This is a genomic window from Cupriavidus sp. H19C3 (genome assembly GCF_049393815.1).
Classification (GTDB): domain Bacteria; phylum Pseudomonadota; class Gammaproteobacteria; order Burkholderiales; family Burkholderiaceae; genus Cupriavidus.
This window is the reverse complement of the sequence record NZ_CP184986.1, coordinates 1968893-1994211: the sequence shown is the minus strand read 5'-3', so window position 1 is coordinate 1994211 and position 25319 is coordinate 1968893. Positions and strand designations below refer to the sequence as shown.

The following is a 25319-nucleotide window of genomic DNA, read 5'->3' as shown; positions in this document are numbered from 1 at the left end:
GACTGTCCGGCTTGTACTTGGCAAGCTGACGTGCTACCTTTCTCACCGAGATACGAAAACGTTTTCGATTGCTGGGAACGTTCCAGGCGCATGGAACGCTCCGAACGCTTGAACGTTTCCGGCACGTCGACAGGAAAACAGGAAAGGAGACAGTGTGACGGAATCACATCGGCCCCAACGCGACGCGCTGCCTGCGGCGGACCCGCACGGCGCGCAACATTCCTTGCCGCCGCGCCGGACGCGGGCGGCACGACCCGACTTCGACCCGCAGGCCGTTCGTTTCTCGACGCGGCTCCGACTGCGTAATGCCGATACGGACCAGTTCCGGCATGTCAACAATGCTGCGATTGCGACGTGTTTCGAGGAGGCCCGCATGGCGATCTTCCTGCACGAGGATCTCGCGCCGTGCATGACGGACAAGAACGTCGTGGTGGCGCATCTCGCCATCGACTTCCTCAGCGAGATCTACTTTCCCGGCGAGATCGAGGTTCGCACCGTCCCCATTGCCACGGGCAATACGTCGTTCGAACTGGACCAGGGCCTCTATGCAAAGGGCACGCTGTGCGCGCGTGCCCAGGCAATCTGCGTCCTGATGCAAACGCATGAGGGCAGGCCCACGCCGTTGCCCGGGGCATTCCGCGCGCGGCTCGCGTCGGCCCTGTCGCGCTAGTTGTCCTGCCTGCGATACCGTCCTTCCATGCGACCAACTTTCGCCATGAAACCTTTCGATACCCTCACTTTTGATATCCGCGATGACATCGCCGTCATCACGCTGAACGACGTGCCACGCCGCAACGCGTTGTCGCGGCGGATGGTCGGCGAGATGTTCGAAGCCCTCGCGCAGAGCCGCACGCGGCGCGCTCGCGCGCTGGTCATCGCCGCGAACGGGCCCACCTTCTGTGCTGGCGCCAATATCGATGACCTGCGCGACGGCTGGATGGAGCGCGCCGATCCCGACACCGACCCGGCGTTGCTGTTCCAGCAGCTTGTACAGGAAGATCGCATCGTGGTGGCTGCGGTGCAGGGGCCTGCCGTCGGCGGCGGCTTCGAATTGACGCTCGCGTGCGACCTGGTGATCGCCGAAGACGGTGCCTGGTTTGCGTTGCCGGAGGTATCGCGCGGCGTCATCCCAAACACCGGGCTGGCGCTGTTGCCGCATCTGGTCGGCACCCGGCAGGCACTGCAGCTCGTGCTGACCGGCAAGCGCTTGCCGGCAGCGGAAGCGGCGCGGCGTGGGCTGGTCAATGCGGTGGTGGAGGCGGGCAACGCGGTCGAACATGCGCTCGAACTCGCCAGGAGCATCGTGGCCGGCGCGCCCCCCGGTGCGCTCGCCGCGGCCAAGCGCCACCTGCATGGACACGCCGGCTACGACTGGCAACGCGTGATCGCTTCGGTGACTGACGTGCCGCGCGCCGAATGGCAAGAGGGGCTAGATGCCTTCACCGAAAAGCGGGCGACGAACTTCGATCGCTTCTGGCACGCTCACCACGGAGGCTGACCCCATGATCGAATACATCAACCACGCCAGCGCGCCGCTGCCGCGCGGCCACTATTCGCAGGCCGTGAAGGCCAATGGCTTTGTGTTCGTGGCGGGCCAGCTACCGTTGGTGCCCGGCGACGAGCTGATCATCCCGCCGGGGCTCGACGCGCAGGTGATGCAGGTGTTCGACAACCTGAAGGCGGTCCTGCACGCGGCTGACAGCTCGCTGCGGCAGTTGGTGAGCGTGCAGATCTTTATCGCCGATATCGGTAACTGGCCGCGCGTGAACGAACTGTATGCGCGGATTCTTGGCAACGCACCGGCGCCGGCCAGGACGGTGGTGCCATGCCCGCAGATCCACTATGGCGCGGAACTCGAAGTCAATGCGATCGCGGTGACTGCCTCCACCTAAGCCGCCCGCGCGCGAGCGGGCGGGGCCGCCGGCCAGGATGGTGCTCCTTTGCGGGAGCTTTTTCGGCCATCCCCAGTGTGGGGATGGTTTTTTTTGACTCGATTTCGTCTTCAGTCGACCGCCCGGCCGGTGCCGTAGATTTTCTCGCACCAGGCAGGACTGGCGCCGAGCAATCTTGAGAGCCGGGCCGCGGCCTGCAGCTGGACCCGGGAAATTTCCGCGCGGTTCGCGGCCTCGAGGCGAGAGGCCGGCCCCGAGAGGGTCAAGGCCGCCATGAACTTGTCGCCCGCGCCGAAGAGCGGCGTGGCGAATGCCGCCGTGTAGACATCCCGCGCGCCGGAAGTGAACCATGGCAGCGGCTCTTCCTTGCGGGCCGATTCCTCTGCCTTGCCCCAATAACGCAGCACCGACGCGATGGCGGTGTCGTCGAGCGGCAGGATCGTGCCCGGCAGGCGCGTCTCGCGCAGGCCTTCGCTTGGCTCCGCGCGGTAGAGACACATACGTTGCTCGTCGCCGTGCAGTACGTAGTACGAGGCGCTCTCGCGCGTGGCCAGCGCCAACTCCTGCAGCACCGGTTCGATCAGCGTGCCGAGCTGGAACGACTGCTCGTATAGCTTGCCGAGGTAGAGCAGGCGCGGTCCGAGCGCGTAGCGGCCATCGGCGGTCCGCACCACATAGCTCATGCGTTCGAGCGAGTTCAGCAAGCGAAACACCGTGGTCTTGTGCATGGCGGAAGCCGCCGACAACTGGGCGAGCGACAGCACCTCCGAACCCAGCCGGAAACAGTCCAGCAACCCCAGCGCTTTTTCGACAGCCGCCACTCCGTGATTACTCATTGGGCATTCTCGTGCAATTTTTCTGAATTGTACGATGTACAACATCGTTTTGCACCGTACACGGGTAAACACTATCTGGCTGTCTCCGATGGCGGCGAATTATATTTGTCTCACGGATATACAACGTCGTTGTACACAGTACAACGATACGCAAAGATCAAAACAAGATGGAGACAACCGATGTGGGCGACCCGATTTCTATTCCTGCTTGGGCTGACGGCGACTGCGTCCGCGCACGCCGCGTGGCCTGACGACCGGCCGATCGAGGTGTATGTGGGGTTTGCCGCCGGCGGCGGTACCGATCTGCTGGCGCGTGCGATGGCGCCTTTCCTGCAGAAGCACCTGGGCGGCAAGGCGCGCATGGTGGTGGTGAACAAGCCTGGCGCGTCCGGGGAGATTGCGTATGTGTCGCTGTCGCGCGCAACTGCGGACGGCTACACCATCGGCATCGTGTCGACGCCGTCGTTGCTGACCATCCCCATCCAGCGCAGACCCAAATACGACCCGGCCGCGATCGTGCCGCTGGCACGCGTGATCGACGATCCGGCCATGTTCGTGGTGGCGGGCGACAGCAAGCTGAAATCGATGGCCGATCTCGTACAGCAGCTCAAGGCCAATCCGGAGGGGCTGTCGATGGGCAGCAATGGCATCGGTACCAACGGCCATATGGCGGCGCTGGCGCTGCAGCAGGTCACGGGCGTCCGTGTCAATCACGTGCCGTTTGCCGGCACTGCGCAGTCCAAGACCAGCCTGCTGGGCCACCACATCGACGTGATGGTGATGAGTACCACCGAGTTCACCGACGCCGATCGTGCCTCCCGCGATGTCAAGCCGCTGGTTCAGCTCGGCGCCACGCGTCGTCCGGGAGTGAAAGACGTACCGACCGCCGCGGAGCAGAACCTCGATATTGCCATCTCTTCCGAGCGCGGCTTTGCCGCGCCGCGTGGCCTGCCGCCCGCCATCGCGCGGCGCCTGCAGGACGCCATCGAGGCGACCACCAAAGACCCGGAGTTTCTGGCCCGCGCCGTCAACGAAGCGCGTGGCATCGCTTTCCTGAGCGGACCCGCATGGACCGCGCATATGGCCACGCAGCGCGGCAAGTTCGAGCGCCTGTGGAAGCTGGTGCCCGCGCAGTAGACCCGTTGCGGTGGTTCCGCGCCGCCGTCCCGCTTTCCCATTCCCCCTCTGTTTTCCGGAGTCGTACATGAGTACCCAAGCCAAGACATCTCCCGCCATCCGCCGGGACTTCGAGCGTGTGTCGCCTGAACTGGTCAAGCGCGCCGCCGGCTTCCAGGCCGCCATCCTGGCCGACGTGGTCGGCCGCCGTGGCACGCTGAATGCGCGCGTGCAGGGCTTGTCCCCGTCGATGAAAGTGGCTGGCCCCGCGCTGACTGTCGAGGTCCGGCCCGGCGACAACCTGATGGTCCACGTCGCCCTGGCCATCGCCCAGCCAGGCGATGTGATCGTGGTCGACGGCAAGGGCGACCAGACCGCCGCGCTGTGCGGCGAAATCATGGCCACGCAGGCGCAGGCGTCGGGTGTGGCCGGCTTTGTCATCGACGCCGCCGTGCGCGATTCGCACGAGCTGGCTGGCGGCAGCTTTCCGGTCTTCTCCGCAGGCACCAATCCGTGCGGTCCGACCAAGGCCATCGGCGGGCTGGTGAACTGGCCGGCGTCCGTGGCCGGTGTGGCAATCCGCCCCGGCGACCTGATCGTCGGCGACGCGGACGGGGTGGTGGTGATTCCGCGCGAAGAGGTGCCGGCGATTCTGGACCTGGCGCAGCAGAAGGTCGATGCCGAAGCCAAGCGCATGGCCGCGATCCGCGCCGGCGAATTGCGTCCGGGCTGGCTCGAGCGCGAACTGCGTGCCGCGGGCGTGCTGGCCGAGGGGGAAGCGCTGTGACCTTCGACGCCAACGTCGCCGCTGGCGCAGCGCGCAAGCCCGCGGTGCTGGTCACCGGCAGCGACCTCGCCCCGCAGGCGCTACGCCTGCTCGATGGCTTCGAGGTCTGTTTTGCCGGCAAGGCATGTACGGAAGAGGCTGTGACGGCGCTGGCCCGCGAGAAGGATCCGGTAGCGATCATCGTGCGCTATGGCAAGGTTGGCGCGGCCGTGATGGATGCAGCGCCTTCGCTGCGCGTGATTTCCAAGCATGGCAGCGGCATCGACGTGATCGACCAGCAGGCGGCGGCTGCACGCGGCATCGCAGTCAAGGCGGCGGTGGGCGCCAACGCGGCCGCGGTTGCTGAGCATGCCTGGGCATTGATCCTGGCCTGTGCCAAGGCCGTGCCGCATCTGAACGACCGCATGCGCGCCGGCCATTGGGACAAGGCGGCGCACAAGACCATCGAGCTGCATGGGCGCACCCTGGGCATCGTCGGCCTGGGCGAGATTGGCCGCCGTACCGCCGTGACGGGCCTGGCCCTCGGCATGCGCGTGATCGCGTTCGATCCCTATGCGAGGACGGTGCCCGACGGTGTGGAAACGGTGAGCGAATTGCCGCGGCTTTATCGCGAGGCGGACGTGGTGTCGCTGCACTGCCCCTTGACCGAGACCAATCGCGGCATGCTCAACCGCGACACGCTGGCGCTGTTCAAGGATGGCGCGATCCTGGTCAATACCGCGCGCGGCGGCCTGATCGACGAGCCCGCGCTGGCGGACGCGCTGCTGAGCGGCAAGCTGTATGCGGCCGGGCTCGACAGCTTTGCGGTGGAGCCCATGCCGGTGCCGCATCCGTTCCAGGGGATTCCCAATCTGATCCTGTCGCCGCATATCGGCGGCGTCAGCGATGCGGCCTACGTCAACATGGGCGTGGGTGCCGCGAAAAACGTACTTGCCGTGCTGCAGGGCGAACGCGCCTGAGGCAACGGCGGGACAACAGGAGACAACCATGCGCTTTCGCACCATCGGCCGCCTGTGCGTGGCGGCCGCACTGCTCGGCCTCGGCACCGCTCGCGCGGCCTACCCGGACAAGCCGGTCCGCATCGTAGTGCCCAATCCGCCGGGCGGCGCCGTGGACGTGGTCACCCGCAAGGTGGCGCAGAAACTCACCGAACAGACCGGGCAGAGCTTTGTGGTGGAAAACAAGCCCGGTGCTTCGGGGACCATCGGCACGATGCAGGTGGTGAACGCCCCGGCGGATGGCTACACGCTGCTGGCCAATGACAATTCGTACACCACGCTGCCGTATGTCTTCAGGAAGCTGAACTGGGATCACGAAAAGGCGTTGACGCCGATCGCCCCATTCGCGTTTTCGCCGGTGGTGGTCGCGGTCAAGGCCGATGGGCGCTTCAAGGATCTGACCGCGCTCGTCAGCTATGCGCGCGCGCATCCGGGCCAGGTCACCTTCGGCACCGGCGGCGCCGGCAGTTCGCCGCATTTTGCCGCCGAGGCCTTCCAGCAGGCGGCCGGCATCAAGCTGATGCATGTGCCGTACAAAGGCGCGGGCGAGGCCATGGTCGGCCTGCTGTCGGGCAGCGTTGACATGGTAGTGGTGTCGACGCCGAGCGTGCTGGGCCCGGTGAAGGGAAACCAGATGCGTCTGCTGGGCATCAGTGGCAAGCGTCGCGCCGAGGCGTTCCCCGATGTGCCGACCTTCGCGGAGGCGGGCGTGCCCGGGTTCAGCCTGTTCAACTGGTCGGGACTGGCGGCGCCACGCGGCACGCCGAACGACGTCATCGTGAAGCTGCACGCGGAACTGCAGAAGGCCATGCAGGCACCCGACATGAGGGCGTTTCTGGCGCAGATGGGATCGCAGCCCGGCCATCTCGACAGTGCGGCCTTTGCGCAGTTGATTGCGCGTGAGACCGCGCAATGGGCCACGGTGGCGCGCGACGCGCATCTCGAGAAGCAATAGACGACAGGCGAGCACATGTACCTGCTGCAACCTCCCGTCGTACGCGATGCCGCGGTGCTGACCCGGCTGCCGGACCGGTTCCGGCGGCCCGACCCGCGTAATGCGTGGGCGCGTGCCAATCGCGGCGGCGCGCCGACCGATTCGTTCCTGGAAGGACCGGTATGGGTCGAGGGCCACCTGTGGGTGACCGATATTCCCTATGGGCGCATTTTCCGCGTCTCGATGCAGGGCGACTGGGAACTCGTCACCGAGTACGACGGCGAGCCCAATGGCATGAAGCGCATGGCCGACGGCGATTTCCTGATTACCGACTATCGTCATGGCCTGATGCGGCTGCACATCGGCAGCGGGGAGGTCGAACCGTTTCTCGAACGCAGGAACTCCGAGCGCTTTCGGGGCGTGAACGACCTGACCTTCGACGCTGCCGGCAACCTCTACTTCACCGACCAGGGCCAGACCGGCATGCACGATCCCACCGGGCGCGTGTATCGCCTGGCGCCCGATGGCAGGCTCGATCTCCTGCTCGACAACGCGCCGAGCCCCAATGGGCTGGTGCTGTCGCTCGACGAGACGGTGCTGTTTGTCGCCATGACGCGCGGCAACTGCGTCTGGCGCGTGCCGTTGCTGCCCGATGGCTCGGTCAGCAAGGTCGGCCAGTTCTTTACCTCGTACGGACCGAGCGGACCCGATGGCCTGGCCCTGCGCGCCGATGGCCATCTGCTGGTGGCCAATCCCGGGCTCGGCCACGTGTGGGTGCTCAACCATCGTGCCGAGCCGGTCGAGGTCATTCGCAGCCCGGTGGGTGCCTCGCTGACCAACCTGTGTTGCGGCGGCGTGGATGGCAGGACGTTACTGATGACCGAGTCGGTGTCGGGCTCGATCCTGCAGGCGGAGATGGCAGTCGGCGGGGCGCCCGTTCATGGCGGGCGGGCCGTATGAGCGCGACGCCGGTGCTGCGCATGGCCGATGCCTGCGATTGCCATATGCATGTGTACGACCGCCGCTATCCGTTTGCGCCGCAGGCGACCCTGACGCCCGCCGACGCCTCGGTCGAAGACTATCGCGAGGTGCAGCGCAGGCTGGGAACGTCGCGCACGATCGTGGTCACGCCGTCGACCTATGGCGCCAGCAATGCCTGCACGATCGCGGCGCTCGACCAGCTCCGCGCCAACGCGCGGGGCGTGGCCGTGGTGGACCGCCACGTCACGGACGCCGAGCTCGCGCGCCTGCATCGCGCCGGTATCCGCGGGATTCGCTTCAACCTGACGCTGCCCGCGCCGGTCGGCCGCGACGACCTGCCGGCGCTGGCGGCGCGCGTGGGGGCGTTGGGCTGGCACGTGCAACTCAACCTGCCGTCGGCGTGGTTGCCGGAGATGCGCGGGCAGCTCGCGCGCCTGGGGGCGCCGATCGTGTTCGATCACTATGGTCATCTGCCGCTCGACCACCCGGAGGCCGAGCCGTCGTTCCGCGCGATTGCGGAACTGTTGTGCGGGGGCAAGGCCTGGGTCAAGCTCTCGGGACCTTATCTCGAATCGCGTACCGGCCCCCCCGATTTTGCCGATATGCGGCCGCTGGCGACGCGCTATCTGTCGCTCGCGCCGGAGCGCGTGGTGTGGGGCTCGGACTGGCCGCATCCGACGCAACGGGCCAAAGGCGTGACGGACCTCGACGATGCCGCGTTGCTGCGCACATGGCTCGCATGGTGCGGCTCGCCCGTACTGGCGCGGCGTGTGCTCGTCGACAACCCCGCAGCGCTGTATGGGTTTACCGATGCAGACGCCGGCCCCAACCCCACCTGACAGCCATTGCGGCATACCTATCAAGACAAACGACGTGGAGACAACGATGTTCCAGACTCGAACCCTGCCCAGATGCGCGCGCAAGGCGGCGCTGGCGCTCTTCCTGGCCGCTGCTTCGCTCGGCGCGAGCGCGGCCGATGCCCAGGCGGAGTGGCCAGGCAAGGTGATTACCTATGTGGTGCCGTATCCGGCCGGCGGCACCACCGATATCCTGGCGCGCCTGCTGGCGCAAAAGCTCGGGCAGTCGCTGCATACCACCGTGATCGTGGAGAACCGGCCCGGGGCTACGGGCGCGATCGGCTCGGCCTTTGTGGCGCGGGCCGCGCCGGACGGCTATACCTTGCTAGGCGCGTCGACGGCCTCGCACGCGATCAATCCGGCGCTCAATCCCAGGCTTCCCTATGACGCGGTGAAGGCGTTCACGCCCGTGGCGCTGGTCGGCACCATCCCGAGCGTGCTGATCGTCGGACCGAACAGCCCGTATCGCAACGTCGCGCAGCTGCTGGCCGCGGCGCGGCAGAAGCCGGATGCCATCAGCTATGCGTCGGGCGGCAGCGGGACCATCCTGCAGATGTCGGCGGAACTGCTGAAGGAACAGCAATCGGTGCGCATGACCCACGTGCCGTACAAGGGCGACGTGCCGGCCATCCAGGACGTCATGGCGGGCCATGTGGAGTTCATGTTTGCGCCCACAGCGCCGATCCTGCCACATATCGAGGCAGGCAAGCTGCGCGCCCTCGCCGTAGCGACGGCGGCGCGGGTCCCAACGCTGCCCAACGTGCCGACCATGGCCGAAGCAGGGGTGCCGAATTTCAAGGCCGAGCAGTGGCAAGGTGTCTTTGCGCCGGCGGGCACCCCGGCGCCTGTCGTGCAACGCCTCAATGCCGAGATCAATCGCGCGCTGCAGGAGGCCGACGTCAAGGCGCAACTGGCCAGGCTCGGCATCAAGGTCGTGGGCGGCCCTCCGGAGCGCCTGGCGGAAATGCAGAAGGCCGATATCGCAAAGTGGGGCCGGGTCGGCAAGGCCGCGCATATCTCGCTGGAGTAGCGCGGAGAGCGGCAGGGCGGCGTGGCATCTGTCACGCCGCGGCCCCCGCCGCTGTCTCCGTCAGGCGCGCGATGCGCCTGGCTGGTCGCCGCGCAGGCGTTGCACGGTCTCCTCGGTATCCCACAGCGCGTTGGCGATGTAGCGGAAGTTGACCAGCGCCGCGTGGTAGCCGTCGCCCTCGGGCAGCTTGGGGCCAGCCACGGCGTCGCGCACCACCGCGACTTCGAAGCCTTGTTCCAGCAGGTCGCGCAGATGGGACTCCACGCACAGGTTGGCGGCCATGCCGGCGAGGATGACCTGGTCGACGCGTTGCTTGCGCAACTGCAGCACAAGGTCGTTGGCCTGCGGGCCATACAGCTTGTGCGTCGAGCAGATGATGGTCTTGCCGTCCTCGATATACGGCTTGAACTCGGGCATGAAGTCGGCGCCCGAGTCGCGGAAACCGTCGAGCGTCAACGCGCCGGGGCGATCGAACATGCCGACCGCGTGCTGGAACATTTCGGCGGGGCCCTGCACCTTCCACGTGTGGTCATGCGGAAAGTAATAGTGCGGCGAGATGGCGACGGCGATGCCGGCCTGCTTGGCGGCCTCGAACAGCTTCACCAGGTTGGGGACCAGTTTCTGTTCCGTGACGCTCTCGCCCACCACGCCCCAGCTTCGGCCGGCGGGGCTCATGAAGTCGACTTGCGGGTCGATGACGACCAGCGCCGTGCGCGCAAGATCGAGTTCGATATTGGCGCGCGGCAGGGCGGGGTTGGCGGGATCGGCGTAGGCGGGGTGATTGCACATGGGCGTATCTCTCGTAAGGAAAAACAGCAGTCGAAAACAGCAGTCGAAAACAACAGCAAATAATAAATGACCGGTCGTCTATAAATCAGGCAAAAAAATTTCAGGACAGCAGCCGCTTGAGCGTGACATCGAGAAACCGCTGGCACGCGGCATCGCTGCGCTCGACCTTGCTGCGCAGGACCGCGCCTTCCCACGCTTCGATCAGCAGCGCGGCGAGTTCCTCGACGGCGCGCTCGGCCGGCAGTTCGCGGCGCACGCGCGCTTCGTCGAGACAGGCGCCAAGCATGGCTTCCCAGCGCTTCAGGATGCGCGTGAGCGCGTCGCGGACTTCGCCGCTGGCGCTCGACAGCTCCAGCGACAGGTTGCCGATCAGACAGCCGAGCCGGAACTGATCGGCGCGCTGGTCCTCCACCAGCAAGGCGAACATCCGCTCGATGCGCGCCAGCGGCTTGATGCGCGCGTCGTACAGAACGCTGCCATGGCGTTGTTCGATGGCGGCCCAATAGGCCTCGACCACCTCGGCGGCAAAGGCCTCCTTGCTGTCGAAGTAGCTGTAGAACGAGCCCTTGGGGACGGCTGCGGCCGCGACGATGTCCTGGACCCCCGCGCCATGGAAGCCGCTGCCATGAATGACGCGACCGCCGGACAGAAGCAGCCGATTGCGGATATCGGGATTGGCGGGACGGGGCATGTCGAGCGGGTCGGATTGCGAATGGACGAATCATAGACGACTGGTCGGCTAAGGTCAAATGCCGGGTTGGGACAATGCGCCGTCATGGCCGGGGCGGAATCTTGCCGCGCTCGCGCCCTCCAACCGTCATGACCGATGCGCACCTTCCCCGTCCCGCGCCGCGGCGCTCCGGCCTCCGCTGGTTGCTGCCGCTGACGCTCGCGGCCATCGTGTGGGTATCGTGGCCATGGGTGAAGCCTGCGCTGGACCGCATGGTCTATGCGGCGCGATTGGCCGGCATGCCCGCGCCGACCGCATTGCCGGTGCCGGTCCAGGGCGTATCGCCGCTGGCGTTGCGCGATACCTGGGCGGCGGCGCGCAGTGGTGGCCGCAAGCACGAAGGCATCGACATCTTTGCCACGCGCGGGCGGCAGGTGCTGTCCGCCACCGAGGGCATCGTCACGCGCATGGGCACCAATCCGCTTGGCGGCAATGTGGTGTGGGTCATGGGCCCGGGGCGGCAGATGCACTATTACGCGCATCTCGAACGCCATGCCGCGATCGCCGTCGGCGATCGCGTCGACGTGGGCACCATACTCGGCTATGTCGGCGATACGGGTAACGCGCGTGGCACGCCGCCTCATCTCCATTACGGCATCTATGCGGCCGGCGGCGCCATGAATCCGTATCCGCGGCTGAAGGCGCCGCGCTAGCGGCGTCGCAAGGTCTTGCCATCGATTGTGGTTTTTACATGGCGCCAGCTCGCGCAGGCGCAGTGCCGTCCGCATGCGGCGATGGAACGGAAGTTGCGCCGCATGCCAGTGCATCGCCATTTCCATCACCGGGAGAAGACGCCATGACACAGAGCAAGCACGATACCTCGGGCAATCCTGCGCTCGACAAGCGGCAGGGCCTGGACGATCGCGAGTTGCGCGAAAACGCGGCCGACAACCAGCGCGCGCGCGAACGCGCCGCGGCGGACTGGAAGGATGCGGCCTCGCATCGCAAGGATTCCGGCACGAACGAGGGTGGGCCGAGCCGGCAACCGGGCAAGGGCGAATTCCCGCCGGGCGTGGGCAAGCGCGACCTGCTGGATCCGGGTAGCCGCGATCCCGACGCGCCGCCCACCGAAAATCGATCGTAGCCACGCGTAGTGGTCCCCCGCCGGTCTGCCAGGTCGCCCGTACGTCCCCCGTAGCGAGCTATCATTCTGGCTTTTCACGCCATCCGCGACGCGCCCGGCATCATCGGGTCGCGGCGGTCATGACGGGGTACCCGGAATGAATATCGATACGGAACGCAGGCAGCATCGGCCCACGCTCCAACAGGTCGACGTGGGCGTGCTGCGCATCGAGCGGACGCATTGCAGCGGGCCGCTGCTTGACCCCATCGACGTGCCTGTGGTCGGCAAGACCTCTTTTATCGTGCAGTTGCAGCCGTTTCGCCGCCACAAGATATGGCGCTCGCGGCGGCTGGTCTATGAGGGCGGCCACCATACCGGCGCGCTGTCGATGACGAATCTCGAGGAGGAATGGAAATGCCACCATCTCTCCGCCTTCGATAACGTGCGGCTGCAAGTCGCTCACCACGAACTGGAAGAACTGGCGGCGAGAGCGGGGGCCGGGCGCGGCTTTGCGCTGCGCAATCCGGGCGGCAAGGTCGACCACACCATGTATCTGCTTGCCAGTTCGATCGCGACGGCGCTCGACGGGGAGGGCGCCCTCAACCGGCTGTTCCTCGGGCATGTGACCAGCGCGATGATGGCCCATCTGGTCGCGGTTTATGGCAATGGTCTGCGCCGTGGCAGGCCTGCACCAGGATTGAGCCCGCGGCATGAACGGATCGCGCTGGAATACATGCGCGAGCACGTCACCGAAAACATCGCCGTCGAGGATATCGCGCGCGCCTGCGGGCTCTCGTCGGGCCATTTCAGCAAGGCGTTTCTCCAGTCGACCGGCCTCACGCCGCATCAATGGATGCTGCGCGCACGGGTCGATCTGGCCAAGGCGTTGCTGCGCCATGGCTTCGACATCGCGGCGGTCGCCATCAGCTGCGGGTTCTCCGACCAGAGCCACTTCAGCCGCGTGTTCCGCAAGATCACCGGCTTCTCTCCGGCGCAGTGGCGGGACCGGTAGGGGGCGGATGGCCACCGGGCCGGCTCGGCTCGGGCGCACCGCCGCTGGCGCGGTTTTCTACCGCTTACCTCCGTTTTGTTCAATACCGCGTCACGCCGGCGCGGTACCTTTCGTTCGCGATCGCGTGCCCTCGCGCGCGCCGCTTCCACCGCCGTATCGCGTAATCACGCCAGCGCTTGATGCACCATCGCCCATGGCGATCGCGCTTGCAAATTGCCGACCATCTTGTATTTTGAACTTCGCGGCAAAGCGTTGTCCTGACGCGTCGCCAACCCTCGAAAGGATGCACCATGACCGATCCGAAACTCGAAGTGCTGACCCCGCAGAACTGCCAGCTCATCTTTATCGATCAGCAGCCTCAGATGGCATTCGGCGTCCAGTCGATGGATCGCCAGGCGCTCAAGAACAATGTGGTCGGCCTGGCCAAGGCGGCCCGCGTCTTCAATATTCCCACCACCATCACCACGGTCGAGACCGAGGGCTTCTCCGGCTATACCTATCCCGAACTGCTCGACGTGTTCCCCGACCAGAAGCTCCTGGAGCGGACCTCGATGAATTCGTGGGACGACCAGAAGGTGCGCGACGCGCTGGCCGCCAACCAGCGCAGGAAGGTAGTGGTGTCGGGCCTGTGGACGGAGGTGTGCAACAACACCTTTGCGCTGTGTGCGATGGCCGAGGGCGGCTACGAGATCTACATGGTCGCCGATGCGTCTGGCGGTACCTCGAAGGAGGCGCACGACTACGCGATGCAGCGGATGATCCAGGCTGGGGTGGTGCCCGTGACGTGGCAGCAGGTGCTGCTCGAATGGCAGCGTGACTGGGCCCGCCGCGATTCCTACGATGCCGTGATGGCGATCGTGCGCGAGCACTCGGGCGCGTACGGCATGGGCGTCGACTATGCCTACACGATGGTCCACAAGGCCCCGCAGCGCACCGCCACGGCGCATGAGGCGCTCGCCGCCGTAGCCGCACGCTGACGCCCGCATCGGGCAGGGCGGCATGGCCACGCGCCGCGCCGCCCAACCATGCGGCAACGTCTTTTTCTCACCCACCGGCATGCATGCCGGTGTCCTGCCTTTTCGTTTCCCTTTTTTATCGTGACCGAAGACCACCAAGACCGCGAGCGGAGTCCGACCTTCTCTCCCATCAGCCGTCGCAAATTTCTCGCCGGCGCAGTGGCGGTCGGCACGGCCACCGCAACCAGAGGCTTTGCCATGAATCCGTCCAGCCCTGATCTCATTCTCGTCAACGGCAAGTTCAGCACGCTGGACCGCGCCAATCCGCAGGCCGACGCCGTGGCGATCCAGGATGGCCGCTTTGTCGCCGTCGGCACGCGCGACGAAATCATGAAGCTGGCTCGCCCCCGGACCCCGGTGATCGATCTGAACGGCCGCCGCGCGATTCCGGGCCTGATCGACAGCCACATGCACATCATTCGCGGTGGCCTGAATTACAACATGGAGTTGCGCTGGGATGGCGTGCGCTCCCTGGCGGATGCCATGCGCATGTTGCGCGAGCAGGTGGCGCGCACTCCGGCGCCGCAGTGGGTGCGCGTGGTGGGCGGCTTTACCGAGCATCAGTTCGTCGAGCGGCGCCTGCCCACCATCGAGGAACTCAACGCGGCCGCGCCCGACACGCCGGTGTTCATCCTCCACCTCTACGACCGCGCGCTGCTGAATGGCGCGGCCCTGCGCGCCGTTGGTTATACGCGGGACACGCCGAACCCGCCCGGTGGCGAGATCGTGCGCGACGGCGCCGGCAATCCGACCGGCCTGCTGCTGGCCAAGCCCAACGCGACCATTCTCTATGCCACGCTGGCCAAGGGACCGAAGCTGCCGGCCGAGTACCAGCTCAATTCCACGCGGCACTTCATGCGCGAGGTCAATCGCCTCGGGGTGACCGGGGTCATCGATGCCGGCGGCGGCTATCAGAACTATCCCGACGATTACGCCGTGATCGAGCAACTGCACGCGGCTGGGCAACTGACGGTGCGGCTTGCCTACAACCTGTTCACGCAGAAGCCGAAGGAAGAACTCAGCGATTTCAAGACGTGGACGGCTACCGTCAAGCCCGGGCAGGGCGACGATCTCTATCGTCATAACGGTGCCGGCGAGATGCTGGTGTATTCCGCGGCCGACTTCGAGGACTTCCGCGTCGAGCGTCCGGACATGCCGCCGTCGATGGAGGGGGACCTGGAGCCGGTGATCCGCCTGCTCGCGGAAAAGCGCTGGCCGTGGCGCCTGCATGCCACCTATAACGAGACCATCTCGCGCGCGCTCGACGTGTACGAGAAGGTGGCGCGCGATATTCCGTTCGACGGCCTCAACTGGTTCTTCGACCACGCGGAAACCATCACCGACCGCAATATCGACCGCATTGCCGCGCTCGGCGGCGGCATCGCGGTGCAGCACCGCATGGCCTACCAGGGCGAATACTTCGTCGAGCGTTACGGCGCCAGGGCGGCCGAGGCGACGCCTCCGGTCAAGCGGATGCTGGAGCGCGGCGTCAAGGTGGGCGCGGGCACCGATGCCACGCGTGTGGCGTCATACAACCCGTGGGTATCGCTCTACTGGCTGACGACGGGCAAGACCGTGGGCGGCATGTCGATGTATCCGCAGGCCAGCCTGCTGGACCGCGAGACCGCGCTGCGCCTGTGGACGGAATCGAATACGTGGTTCTCGTCGGAGGTGGGCAAGAAGGGGCTGATCAAGGTCGGGCAACTGGCCGACCTGGCGGTGCTGTCGGCCGACTACTTTGCGGTGCCGGGCGACGATATCCAGGACATCACGTCCGTCATGACGGTACTGGGCGGCAAGATCGTCTACGGCGACCAGGAGTTCGGCAAGCATGCGCCGGAGATCCCGCCCGCCATGCCGGACTGGTCGCCGGTGCGCCACCAGGGCGGCTACCAGCCGCGCCCGCAGGCACTCGCGGTGCAGACGGCCTGTGCGTGCGCGAGCGCGTGCGGGGTCCATGGTCACGCGCATGCCAAGGCATGGACGTCGAGTGTGCCGACCTCGGAAGAGAGCACCTTCTGGGGCGCGTTGGGCTGTTCGTGCTGGGCGTTCTGACGATGGACCAGAATCGCACCATGTCTGGTTCCTCCCATTCGCTGTCCGGCCGGCCGTCGCGGCGGCTGCCAGGCTGGCTCTACTGGATCGGTCTGCTGCTGCTCTGCGCCGCCTACCTGCAGGGCGGGCTCGTCAAGGCATTCGACTTTGCCGGCGCGGTCGCCGAGATGCGGCACTTCGGCCTGGCGCCCGCGGCGCCGCTGGCGGGCGCCGTCATCGTGCTCCAGCTGGGCGCCTCGCTGATGATCCTGCTCGGCTGGTGGCGCTGGCTGGGCGCGCTGATGCTGGGCCTGTTCACGCTCGGGGCGACCTTTCTGGCGCTGCCGTTCTGGAACGCGCCCCCGGAGGCACGTTTCATGATGGCAAACGGGTTCTTCGAGCATCTGGGGCTGGTGGGCGGATTCGTGCTCGTGGCATGGCGGGACCGGTCGGAGGGGAGTCGCGCATGAGGGGGCATGGTCTGCGTTTCAACCTGCGTGTCCGCTCGCGCATTGCCTTCCGGGCCTCCCTCCACGGCACCCTCAACGCCACTCTCAAGGCCATCCTCGGCGCCAGCCTGTGCGGCGCGGCCGCGCTGGTCCAGGCGCCCGCGTTCGCGCAGAGCACGTTGACGGTCTACGGCCGCCTCAATACCGCGATCGAGTTCTCGCATGCTTCCACCGCCACGGACGGCACACACCTCGGCAGCGTGGCGCGCATGACCAACTATCGCTCCGTGTTCGGGCTGCGTGGCGAAGAGGGTCTGGGCGGCTCGCTCAAGGCGCTATGGCAGATCGAGAGCAACCTGTCGCTCGATACCGGCCAGGGCCAGATCGCGAGTCGCAACTCGCGCATCGGCTTGCAAGGTGACTATGGCCTGCTGTTCATGGGGCACTGGCACACACCCTATACCGAGTCGACCATGGGCTACGACCCGTACTACCCGACCACGGCGGGCTATATGGCGCTGATGGGCAACGGATCGACCTCGAGTTCGGACAACGTGCAGGACACCAGTTCCTTCGACCGGCGGCAGAAGAATATCGTGCAGTACCGTTCGCCGCAGTTCGCCGGCGTAAGCGTGTGGCTCGGCTGGGGCCTGCCCGAGGAGAAGACCTCGGTGGCGCGCGATCCGGCGCTGTACTCGGCGGCACTGGTGTTCGAACGCGGCAAGCTCAACGCCACGGCCGCCTATGAAGTGCATCAGCACTACCAGGCGGCGGGCCGCAACGACGATGCGCTGAAATTCGGGCTCGCCTATCAACTCCTGCCTGGCACGCGCATCGCGGCGGTGTACGAGCATCTGCACTACCGGACCGATACCGGCGACCTGCAGCGCAACGGCTACTACGCGTCGCTGGTGCAGCAGGTCGGGGTGGGGAGCGTCAAGCTGGGTGTGGCCTTTGCCGCCAACGGCACGGGCTCGTCGGTCGATACGGTCGGGTTCTTCCGCAGCGGCGCGGAAACCGGTGCGATGCAGGTGACGCTGGGATACGACTATCCGCTGTCCAAGCGCACCGCGTTGTTTGCGTTCTACAGCCGCATCCAGAACCGCAGGAATGCGGTCTACGACTTCGCCATCAACGAACTTGGCGTCAGTGCCGGCGCCGATCCGCAGACGTTTGCGCTGGGCATGCGCCATTATTTCTAACGCGCCACGACAGGAGTGGAATCATGAAGGTGTATCTGATCTCGCTGGGGGCGGGGATACTGGTCGGCATCATTTATTCGCTGCTGGGCGTGCGCTCGCCGGCCCCTCCGGCGATTGCGCTGGTGGGGCTGCTTGGCATGCTGATCGGCGAGCAGGTGTTGCCGCCGGTCAAGCGCATGATGGCCGGCGAGCCGGTCACGACGGCATGGTTCCGTCATGAATGCGTGCCCAGGATTTCCGGCAATCCGCCCAAGGCGCCGGCGCCGAGCGACGCCGGCTGTGACAACGCCGGCGGGAGTCACTGATGGCGCTCACCGCGCAAGCGTCCCCGGCGCCGGCGGTGGCGGCGGCAACGGTGCCAGGCTGGTTGCTGTCGTTCGTGGCCGGCTATGTCGATGTCGTGGGGTTTGCGGCCTTGTTCGGCCTGTTTACCGCGCACGTCACCGGTAACTTCATCATGATCGGCGTGCAGATGATCGGCGCTTCGGAAGGCCTGGTGACCAAGCTGCTCGCCTTGCCGACCTTTGTCCTGGCCGTGGCGTGCACCCGCCGGGCGGAAACGGCGCTGACCCGGCGCGGGGCACCGGTGGCCACGATCCTGCTGCTGGCGCAGTGTGTGTTGCTGGTGGGCTTCATGGCGGCGGGCCTGGCGGCGGTGCCGCTGACCGATCCCGCTGCATCGCGGGTCGTCGTGTGCGGGCTGCTGGGCGTGATGGCGATGGGCATCCAGAATGCCACGTCGCGCACGCTGCTGGCCGAGGCCGGTCCCACGACGATCATGACCGGCAATACCACGCAGATCGTGATCGACCTGGTCGACCTGCCGTCGGCCGCGCCGGAAGCGCGCGCGGCGATCCGGCGCCGGCTGCGCAAGATGGTGCCCGCGGTGGCGGGCTTTGCGGCGGGGGCCATCGCCGGCGCGCTCGCCTATGCACACTGGTCGTTCTGGAGCGTGCTGGTGCCCACCGTGCTGCTGGTCTGGCTTGCCGCGCATCTGCGGCGATCCCGTTAGCCCCCAACCGGCACGCCTGCATCCCGCAGGGGCAACATGGGTCGTGCCCGCGATGGCGATCCCGACCCATGATCGGCGACTAGCTCCGCGACTGACTCCGCGACTTGCGTGGCGGCGTCCGCCTGCTTCCCGCGCATGGTCATGCGCGGCCAGTCAGGCTGCCTGCTTCAGCGACGCCAGGGCCGCGCGGCCCGCGGCGAGCTGTCGGGCCACCTCCGCCACGCGCGCGCCGAGGAACTCGGCGGTGCGCAAGTCCGCTGGCGGCGGCACGACTTCGGCGCTTTCATCGGCATTGGACTGAGCGGCCGCGCCCAGGAAGAAACCGTGGCGGTTCAGCGTGTCCTCGCTGGACTGCGAACTGTTGTGGCCGGTTGGCAGGCCCAGGTTGACCCAGTGCATGCGATGCTGGGCCGCGAAGATTGCGATCTGTTGTAGCGTCGCGAGCTTGTCGCCGGCGCGCGATGCCGCGTTGGTAAAACCGGCGGCAACCTTGTCTGCCCACTTGGCACCCTTGGCAAAGACGTTGCGCGAGGTGGCATCCATGAACATCTTGAACTGGCCCGAGGCGCTGCCCATGTACGTCGGCGCGCCAAAGATGATGCCGTCGACCTGTTCCAGCGTGGCCCAGTGCTGGTCGATATCTTCGACACTGATCAGGAGGCTGGTTGCGCCTGGCACGGTGTCGACGCCGCGTGCCACGGCCTGGGCCTGCTTGGCCGTATGGCCATAGCCGCTGTGGTAGACGACCGCGATGCGAGTGGGGGTGGGGTACATGTCGGTTCTCCAATGTTCCAAATATTTGAATGCCGCTGCGATACATCCATCGTGCTGGCGCAGCTGTAGAACCGAGTGTAGGGAATGGTTTGACGGGTAAAGTCAGTGATGTCTCAATATGTCGTTGAAATAATTTGATGAATGGATCTGCCGCGCTGCCTGCGGGCAGACCCCCGTCCCGCGCGCTCAGTCGAGCGTGATCTTGCCGGCCTTGACGATCTGCGCGTAGCGCGTGATGTCGCGCTCGATCAGCTTGCGGAATTCCTCCGAGGTGCCGCCCACCGGCACGAAGCCGAGATCCGTGAGTTTCTTCGCGACTTCGGGACTGGCCGTCGCCGCCGCGATTTCCTTCGCCATGCGGTCGACGATCGGCTGCGGCGTGCCGGCCGGCGCGAGCAGGCCCGTCCACGAGCTCATGATGAAGCCCGGAAAGCCGGCCTCTTCCATGGTCGGGATGTTGGGTTCGCCCGGCCAGCGCCTGGCGGATGCCACCGCGAGCGCGTTGATCTTGCCGGACTTGACGTGCGGCATCGGTACCAGCAGCGGATCGAATGCGATCGACACCTCGCCCGAGACCAGCGCCGGCAGGATCGGCGCGCTGCCGTTGTACGGCACGTGGGTCATCCTGACCTTGGATTCCATTGCAAAGCGCTCGCCCGTCAGATGGGCAGAACTGCCGACGCCGCTTGACCCGAAGGTGAGGGCGTCGGGGTGTTTGCGGCCATAGTCGACCAGTTCGCCCACGGTCCTGGCCGGCAGCTTCTTGCTGGAGAACAGGAACAGCGGCAACTCCGCCATTTCCGCCACCGGTACCAGGTCGCTCGGCTTGTAGCTCAGCCTCGAATACAGCGACATGTTGGCGCTATAGGCGGCCAGCACCGATACGAAGGTGTAGCCGTCCGGCGCCGAGCGTGCCGCCACGCCCACGCCAAGCGTGCTGTTGGCGCCGGGCTTGTTTTCGATCACGATCGGCTGGCCCAGGCTCTGGGCAACCTTTTCGAGCACGACGCGCGAGACGGTGTCGGTGGAGCCACCGGGCGTGTATGGCACGATGACCTTGATCGGCTTGGCGGGCCAGGCGTCGGCAGCCATGGCCGCATGAGCGAAGGTAAGGCCGGCAAGCAGGCAGGCGGCAACTTGCACCGCGCGCGGTGCATATGTCTTGAGGCTCAACATTTGTCTCCGATATTGGGATGCTGGCCGTCGCGCGCCGGCGTGGGCGCGTGACGGCCAGCCGCAATTATGCGGGTACCGGGCACACTCCGGCAGGCAGGCGCGCCGCCGCTCGCGCAGTTGGCGGTAGCGCAATGAACGATGGCTGACGCGCGCGGCCAGTCATGCGTCGCGGCTGGCGGCATGCGTTGCCGATCCGGGCCTGCATGCTTGCCTGCCTCGACGACACGCTCGGTCACCACGCCTGACGCCGCCGGTGAGGCGGGCCACGCCAGGTCAGGCGGCGGGTCCGCCGCCGCCGGCGCTCCTGCCGCGCTCGCTCGCGCGCTCGTCCACGCGCGCATGCTCGCGCAGATAGGCAAGCACCGCGCCCTGCCCGCCGGCAAATACGATGCGGTCTGCCTTGAGCTTGCGCTGGTACGCATACATCGGATCGTAATACCCGGCCAGCAGGCCCGCGATCCAGTCACGATGCGGCGTCAGGTCGCCGCGGCTGGCCTGCGCGGCGAGCGCCGCGTCGAGCATGCCGCGCAACTGCTGATGCCGCACGCCACCGAGCCGCTTGTGGATATTGTCGAGACTCTTGCGCAGTCGCTCGGCAAAGCGCTCGAACCCTTGCGTCGCGCCATGGGCGGCGACAAACTCGGCGCAGAGGTTCACCACGTAGTCGCGCAGGATGCGCTCGACGCGATGTTCGAGGCTGTCCTCGAGCCACACCATCGGACACTGCTGCATGGCGCGGTACAGATCGGGCGGCAGACTGCAGCTGCCGATGGCCTGGCTCTCGTCTTCGAGCACAAGGCGGTGATGGCCCGCATGCCGTTTCTTGAGGATATCGATGGCGAGGCGATTCTCGAAGTCGATCTGGGTCGGCTGGCCGGTCACATGCTTGCCGAAGCTGGAGCCACGATGGTGCGCATGTCCTTCGAGATCGAGACCGTGGTCCAGCTGCGCCAGCAGGTCGGTCTTGCCGGTGCCGGTCATGCCGCCGAGCAGCACCAGTTCGCAATCGGCTGCCGCATGGTCGATGGTCTCGATCAGGAAACCGCGCATGGCCTTGTAGCCGCCGATCACGCGCGGATAGACGATGCCGGCGTCGTCGCGCAGCCATGTCTGCACGATCTGCGAGCGCAGGCCGCCGCGGAAGCAATACAGATAACCGTCGGGATGGGCTTGCGCAAAGTCCACCCACGCGGCCAGCCGTTCCGCCTTGACGGCGCCATGGACGAGCTGATGGCCGAGCGCGATGGCGGCGTCCTGACCATGGCGCGTATAGCAGGTGCCGACCCGCTCGCGTTCGCGGTCGTTCATCAGCGGCAGGTTGACCGCACTGGGGAAGGCGCCTTTGCCGAATTCGACCGGCGCGCGGGCGTCCATCATGGGCACGTCGCGCAGGAACAGCGAGCGGTAATCGACGGTGTTGTCTCGTAGGGGGATGTCGCGCATCTCGAACTTCAGGACCGGGGCCGCCACGACCGCGCCATGGCCGGGCCGCCGGGCTGCCGGGCATTGTAAATGAGCCCGGCTGGTTGCCGGTCTGTCCGCCGCCGGCGCTAGGCCACGCGCCCGAACCACCAGAGCGACACCAGCCCTCCAAGCGCCGCCAGCAGCGCGCCCAATGCGGCGAAGAACGCGGTGATTTCCACCTGGTCGCGCTTGCCCATGGTGAGCCGGGCATTGAGCTCGCGATACACCTTCTTCAACGCCGCCGCATCCTCCAGCCGGAAGTACTCGGCATTGGTACGCTCCGCCACCTGCTTGAGCACCGCTTCGTCGAGCCTGACCCGGGACGACAGGCCGTCGACCTTGAGCACGGTGCCTTCGGACGTGCCCACGCCCACGGTAAAGATGCGCACGCCATACGTGGCGGCGAGTTCGGCGGCCTGGACCGCGGCGGGCCCGGCATTGCTTTCGCCGTCGGAAAACACCACGATCGCGCCCTGCGCATAGGAGCCGGGCGCGACAGCGTCGGCGTCGTCGGCGCCCGGACGCCGCGGCAGCACCGGGTCTTCGTTCATCATGCGCTCGGCGTCCGCCGTCGATTGCGGCAGCAGCGTCGTAAGCGCCACCAGCAGGCCGTTGCCAAGCGCGGTGCCGCCCTGGGGCTTGAGGTTCTCGATGGCGGTCATGACGTCTTCCTTGCTGCGGCTGGGCGCCTGCGACACCGCCGCGGTTGCCGCCATCGCCACCACGGCCACGCTGACGGCCGCCGGCTTCTCGTCGAGCAGAATCTGCGCGGCCTGCTGGGCGGCACGGATGCGGCTGGGCTTGACGTCCTGCGCGCGCATGCTGCCCGACAGGTCCATGACCAGCACCACGGTTTCGATATGCGACGGCAATACCATCACCGCCTGCGGCCGCGCCACGGCAAGGGTCAGCGCGGCAAGCGCGAGCAGGATCAGGACCGGCGACAGATGGCGGCGCCAGCCGGATACGGCGGTTGGCGCGGGGCCCACCGTCCTGAGCGTGGGAAAGCTTACCGCCACGCGGCGCCGGCGCCGGTCGAGCCACACGTAGCCGGCGCCGCATGCCAGCACCAGCGCCAGCAGCCATAGCATGCTCGGCCACAGAAAGCTGAGCAGCGGCAGCCGGTTGATGGTTTCCATCATGCGACCACCCCTCCGGTGGCAGTGCCGGCGGCGGGCCGCCCCCCCGACTGCTGCCGCCGCCGCTCGCGCATGAAGTGGAGCAGCGCAAGGTCCAGGCGCGCATAGGTCGAGAGCGTCAGGCAGTCGACGCCGGCGCGCGTGAAGCCGAGGCGCAGTTCCGCCTCGCGCGCCTCGGCCGCCGCGGCAAAGCGCTTGCGGAAGGCGGCGTCATGGGTATCGACGAACATCTGCTCGCCACTTTCGGCATCCTGCAGCACCACGAGGCCGAGGTCTGGCAACGCCATCTCGAGTGGATCGACCAGGCGCACGGCCACCACTTCGTGGCGCCGCGCCAGCATGGCGAGCGAGGCTTGCCAGCCTGGCGTGCTGATAAAGTCCGACACCACGAACAGCACCGAACGCCGCCGGGCCACCGCGCGCGCGCGCTCCAGCAGGTCGCGCAGGCGCGTCTCGCCGGCCGCCGCGGCAGGGGTGGTCTCGATGCGATCGAGCAGATGCAGCAGCTGGCGCCGGCCGGCGCGCGCGGGAATCACCGCGGTCGATGCAGCGGGCGCACCCCCATAGATCACGGCACCGACACGGTTGCCGTAGCGCGTGAGCAGCAGCGCCATGACCGCGGTGAACTCGCTCAGCACGTCGCGCTTGCGCACCTTGCCCGAACCGAAATCGACCGAAGCACTGAGATCGAGCAGGAACCACGCCGATATCTCGCGATCCTCCTGGTACTCGCGCACATGCGGCGCCTGCAGGCGCGCGGTCACGTTCCAGTCGATATGGCGCACATCGTCGCCCGGGTGATATTCGCGCAGATCGGCCAGATCGAGGCCGAAGCCGCGGAACAGGGTGCGATAGTCCCCCTGCAACAGACCGTCGAGGCGGCGCACCACGGTCCATTCGAGGCGCCGCAGCAATGCGTCGGCCTGGTGCGTGCCCACGCCGACCGGCGCCGCGCCCTGCGCGCGCTCGTCGGGCGGGAGGGCTGGCGGCGCCGCTGCGCGGCTCGCCTCGCGCCTAGCGCGCAGCCGCCTGAACATGGGATTCCAGCGGACGTTCGGGCGCCGGCAGCGCCTTCAGGATGCGCGCGATCAGCTGGTCGGCGCTCATGCCGTCGGACATCGCCTCGTATGACAGCGCCAGGCGATGGCGCAGTACATCGGGCACGAGGTCGATCACGTCTTCCGGCAATGCATAGTGGCGCGCACGCAGGTAGGCCAGCGCCCGCGCGCCTTCGATCAGCGCAATGGTCGCGCGCGGGCTGGCGCCGAACGAGACGTAGCGATCGAGGTCCGCCAGGCCATAGGCGCCCGGCTTGCGGGTGGCCGCCACCACGCGCACCGCGTACTGGATCAGGCCGGGATCGACGTACACCCGGCGGCACTCTTCCTGCAGCGCGGCCAGATGCTCGGGCGTGGCGATGGCCCCCACGTGGATGCGCGGGCCGGTCACGCGATTGACGATCACGACCTCTTCCTCCTCGCTCGGATAGCCGACCAGCACCTTCATCATGAAACGATCGACCTGCGCCTCGGGCAGCGGGTAGGTGCCTTCGGTCTCGATCGGGTTTTGCGTGGCCATGACGAGGAACGGTGACGGCACGCGATGGGTTTCGCCGGCGATGGTCACCTGCCGTTCCTGCATCACTTCCAGCAACGCGCTCTGGACCTTGGCCGGCGCGCGGTTGATTTCGTCGGCGAGCAGCAGATTGGCGAAGACCGGGCCGCGCACGGTCGAGAATTCCCCGGTGCCCTGGTTGTACATGCGCGTGCCGACCAGATCGGCCGGCAGCAGGTCGGGTGTGAACTGGATGCGCTTGAAGGTGCCGCTCATGGTCTTGGCCAGCGTATTGACCGTGAGCGTCTTGGCGAGGCCGGGCACGCCTTCCACCAGCAGGTGCCCGCCGGCCAGCATGGCGACCAGCACGCGCTCCAGGAAGTGGTCCTGGCCGACCACCACGCGCTTCACCTCGAACAGCAGGCGTTCCATCAGGTTGGCGCTGTCGGCAGCGCTCCGGGCTTGGTCGTTCAT

The 25319-nt window shown here is 66.8% G+C and carries 28 protein-coding genes; 19 read left to right on the top strand and 9 right to left on the bottom strand.

Annotated elements, in window-relative coordinates; genetic code table 11:
• Positions 1–154: 154 nt before the first annotated feature.
• From DFLDMN_RS28410 to DFLDMN_RS28400, 3 genes are read left to right on the top strand one after another with little or no spacing between them, the layout of a single operon-like run.
• A complete protein-coding gene (locus DFLDMN_RS28410) occupies positions 155–670 on the top strand; it encodes an acyl-CoA thioesterase (RefSeq protein WP_423199078.1) in 516 nt (171 codons plus the stop codon).
• A 45-nt stretch (positions 671–715) separates the two neighbouring features.
• Positions 716–1498 (top strand): enoyl-CoA hydratase/isomerase family protein, encoded by a 783-nt coding sequence (locus DFLDMN_RS28405; protein WP_423199077.1) that lies wholly within the window; start codon positions 716–718, stop codon positions 1496–1498.
• Between the two features lie 4 nt (positions 1499–1502).
• Positions 1503–1892, top strand: a complete 390-nt coding sequence (locus DFLDMN_RS28400) for a RidA family protein (protein ID WP_423199076.1) — start codon at positions 1503–1505, stop codon at positions 1890–1892.
• Between the two features lie 110 nt (positions 1893–2002).
• On the opposite strand, the gene DFLDMN_RS28395 is transcribed toward DFLDMN_RS28400, so the two are convergent.
• On the bottom strand, positions 2003–2728 hold the full coding sequence (locus DFLDMN_RS28395; protein WP_423199075.1) for an IclR family transcriptional regulator: 726 nt from the start codon (positions 2726–2728) through the stop codon (positions 2003–2005).
• Positions 2729–2908: 180 nt separating this feature from the next.
• Between DFLDMN_RS28395 and DFLDMN_RS28390 the strand changes: the two genes are divergently transcribed.
• From DFLDMN_RS28390 to DFLDMN_RS28360, 7 genes are all read left to right on the top strand, one after another.
• A complete protein-coding gene (locus DFLDMN_RS28390; RefSeq protein WP_423199074.1) occupies positions 2909–3865 on the top strand; it encodes a tripartite tricarboxylate transporter substrate binding protein in 957 nt (318 codons plus the stop codon).
• Positions 3866–3932: 67 nt separating this feature from the next.
• Positions 3933–4631 carry an RraA family protein gene (locus DFLDMN_RS28385; protein WP_423199073.1) on the top strand — a complete coding sequence of 233 codons (699 nt, stop codon included), beginning with the start codon at positions 3933–3935 and terminating at the stop codon, positions 4629–4631.
• Positions 4628–5590, top strand: a complete 963-nt coding sequence (locus DFLDMN_RS28380; protein ID WP_423199072.1) for a hydroxyacid dehydrogenase — start codon at positions 4628–4630, stop codon at positions 5588–5590. Before DFLDMN_RS28385 ends, DFLDMN_RS28380 begins: the two co-directional genes overlap by 4 nt.
• A 28-nt stretch (positions 5591–5618) precedes the next feature.
• Positions 5619–6584, top strand: coding sequence for a Bug family tripartite tricarboxylate transporter substrate binding protein (locus tag DFLDMN_RS28375; protein ID WP_423199071.1), 966 nt, complete (start codon positions 5619–5621; stop codon positions 6582–6584).
• Between the two features lie 15 nt (positions 6585–6599).
• Positions 6600–7523 carry an SMP-30/gluconolactonase/LRE family protein gene (locus tag DFLDMN_RS28370; RefSeq protein ID WP_423199070.1) on the top strand — a complete coding sequence of 308 codons (924 nt, stop codon included), beginning with the start codon at positions 6600–6602 and terminating at the stop codon, positions 7521–7523.
• Positions 7520–8383: an amidohydrolase family protein gene (locus DFLDMN_RS28365; protein ID WP_423199069.1), complete on the top strand. Its 864-nt coding sequence runs from the start codon at positions 7520–7522 to the stop codon at positions 8381–8383. The genes DFLDMN_RS28370 and DFLDMN_RS28365 overlap by 4 nt, the downstream gene beginning before the upstream one ends.
• 46 nt (positions 8384–8429) lie before the next feature.
• A complete protein-coding gene (locus DFLDMN_RS28360; RefSeq protein WP_423199068.1) occupies positions 8430–9431 on the top strand; it encodes a Bug family tripartite tricarboxylate transporter substrate binding protein in 1002 nt (333 codons plus the stop codon).
• Positions 9432–9491: 60 nt separating this feature from the next.
• Here DFLDMN_RS28360 and DFLDMN_RS28355 read toward each other — a convergent pair whose 3' ends face one another.
• Together DFLDMN_RS28355 and DFLDMN_RS28350 are read right to left on the bottom strand one after the other, a co-directional pair.
• Positions 9492–10220 carry a cysteine hydrolase gene (locus DFLDMN_RS28355; RefSeq protein ID WP_423199067.1) on the bottom strand — a complete coding sequence of 243 codons (729 nt, stop codon included), beginning with the start codon at positions 10218–10220 and terminating at the stop codon, positions 9492–9494.
• Positions 10221–10320: 100 nt separating this feature from the next.
• Positions 10321–10911, bottom strand: coding sequence for a TetR/AcrR family transcriptional regulator (locus DFLDMN_RS28350; RefSeq protein ID WP_423199066.1), 591 nt, complete (start codon positions 10909–10911; stop codon positions 10321–10323).
• Between the two features lie 128 nt (positions 10912–11039).
• Here DFLDMN_RS28350 and DFLDMN_RS28345 point away from each other — a divergent pair, with 128 nt between their 5' ends.
• The 9 genes from DFLDMN_RS28345 to DFLDMN_RS28305 all read left to right on the top strand — a co-directional run bounded on the left by DFLDMN_RS28345 (position 11040) and on the right by DFLDMN_RS28305 (position 18738).
• Positions 11040–11603 (top strand): M23 family metallopeptidase, encoded by a 564-nt coding sequence (locus DFLDMN_RS28345; RefSeq protein ID WP_423199065.1) that lies wholly within the window; start codon positions 11040–11042, stop codon positions 11601–11603.
• Positions 11604–11746: 143 nt separating this feature from the next.
• Positions 11747–12034 (top strand): hypothetical protein, encoded by a 288-nt coding sequence (locus DFLDMN_RS28340; RefSeq protein ID WP_423199064.1) that lies wholly within the window; start codon positions 11747–11749, stop codon positions 12032–12034.
• A 196-nt stretch (positions 12035–12230) separates the two neighbouring features.
• Complete coding sequence (locus DFLDMN_RS28335; RefSeq protein WP_423199063.1) at positions 12231–13025, top strand: AraC family transcriptional regulator; 795 nt, start codon at positions 12231–12233, stop codon at positions 13023–13025.
• Between the two features lie 290 nt (positions 13026–13315).
• The gene (locus DFLDMN_RS28330) at positions 13316–14002 is read left to right on the top strand and encodes a hydrolase (protein WP_423199062.1); all 687 of its coding nucleotides are present in this window, start codon (positions 13316–13318) and stop codon (positions 14000–14002) included.
• Between the two features lie 237 nt (positions 14003–14239).
• Entirely contained in the window at positions 14240–16096 is a 1857-nt protein-coding gene (locus DFLDMN_RS28325) for an amidohydrolase (RefSeq protein WP_423199061.1), read from the top strand.
• A 20-nt stretch (positions 16097–16116) separates the two neighbouring features.
• Positions 16117–16545, top strand: coding sequence for a DoxX family protein (locus DFLDMN_RS28320; RefSeq protein ID WP_423199060.1), 429 nt, complete (start codon positions 16117–16119; stop codon positions 16543–16545).
• A complete protein-coding gene (locus DFLDMN_RS28315) occupies positions 16542–17726 on the top strand; it encodes a porin (RefSeq protein WP_423199059.1) in 1185 nt (394 codons plus the stop codon). Before DFLDMN_RS28320 ends, DFLDMN_RS28315 begins: the two co-directional genes overlap by 4 nt.
• A gap of 23 nt (positions 17727–17749) precedes the next feature.
• Positions 17750–18031, top strand: a complete 282-nt coding sequence (locus DFLDMN_RS28310; protein ID WP_423199058.1) for a XapX domain-containing protein — start codon at positions 17750–17752, stop codon at positions 18029–18031.
• The gene (locus DFLDMN_RS28305) at positions 18031–18738 is read left to right on the top strand and encodes a YoaK family protein (RefSeq protein ID WP_423199057.1); all 708 of its coding nucleotides are present in this window, start codon (positions 18031–18033) and stop codon (positions 18736–18738) included. Before DFLDMN_RS28310 ends, DFLDMN_RS28305 begins: the two co-directional genes overlap by 1 nt.
• Before the next feature lie 153 nt (positions 18739–18891).
• Here the strand turns inward: DFLDMN_RS28305 and DFLDMN_RS28300 are convergent, their stop codons facing one another.
• From DFLDMN_RS28300 to DFLDMN_RS28275, 6 genes are all read right to left on the bottom strand, one after another.
• On the bottom strand, positions 18892–19512 hold the full coding sequence (locus tag DFLDMN_RS28300) for a flavodoxin family protein (protein WP_423199056.1): 621 nt from the start codon (positions 19510–19512) through the stop codon (positions 18892–18894).
• Between the two features lie 186 nt (positions 19513–19698).
• Entirely contained in the window at positions 19699–20688 is a 990-nt protein-coding gene (locus DFLDMN_RS28295) for a Bug family tripartite tricarboxylate transporter substrate binding protein (RefSeq protein ID WP_423199055.1), read from the bottom strand.
• 273 nt (positions 20689–20961) lie between these two features.
• Positions 20962–22131 carry a tRNA 2-selenouridine(34) synthase MnmH gene (mnmH, locus tag DFLDMN_RS28290; RefSeq protein ID WP_423199054.1) on the bottom strand — a complete coding sequence of 390 codons (1170 nt, stop codon included), beginning with the start codon at positions 22129–22131 and terminating at the stop codon, positions 20962–20964.
• Positions 22132–22238: 107 nt separating this feature from the next.
• The gene (locus DFLDMN_RS28285) at positions 22239–23294 is read right to left on the bottom strand and encodes a vWA domain-containing protein (protein WP_423199053.1); all 1056 of its coding nucleotides are present in this window, start codon (positions 23292–23294) and stop codon (positions 22239–22241) included.
• Entirely contained in the window at positions 23291–24328 is a 1038-nt protein-coding gene (locus DFLDMN_RS28280) for a DUF58 domain-containing protein (RefSeq protein ID WP_423199052.1), read from the bottom strand. Before DFLDMN_RS28280 ends, DFLDMN_RS28285 begins: the two co-directional genes overlap by 4 nt.
• Complete coding sequence (locus DFLDMN_RS28275) at positions 24306–25319, bottom strand: AAA family ATPase (RefSeq protein ID WP_423199051.1); 1014 nt, start codon at positions 25317–25319, stop codon at positions 24306–24308. Before DFLDMN_RS28275 ends, DFLDMN_RS28280 begins: the two co-directional genes overlap by 23 nt.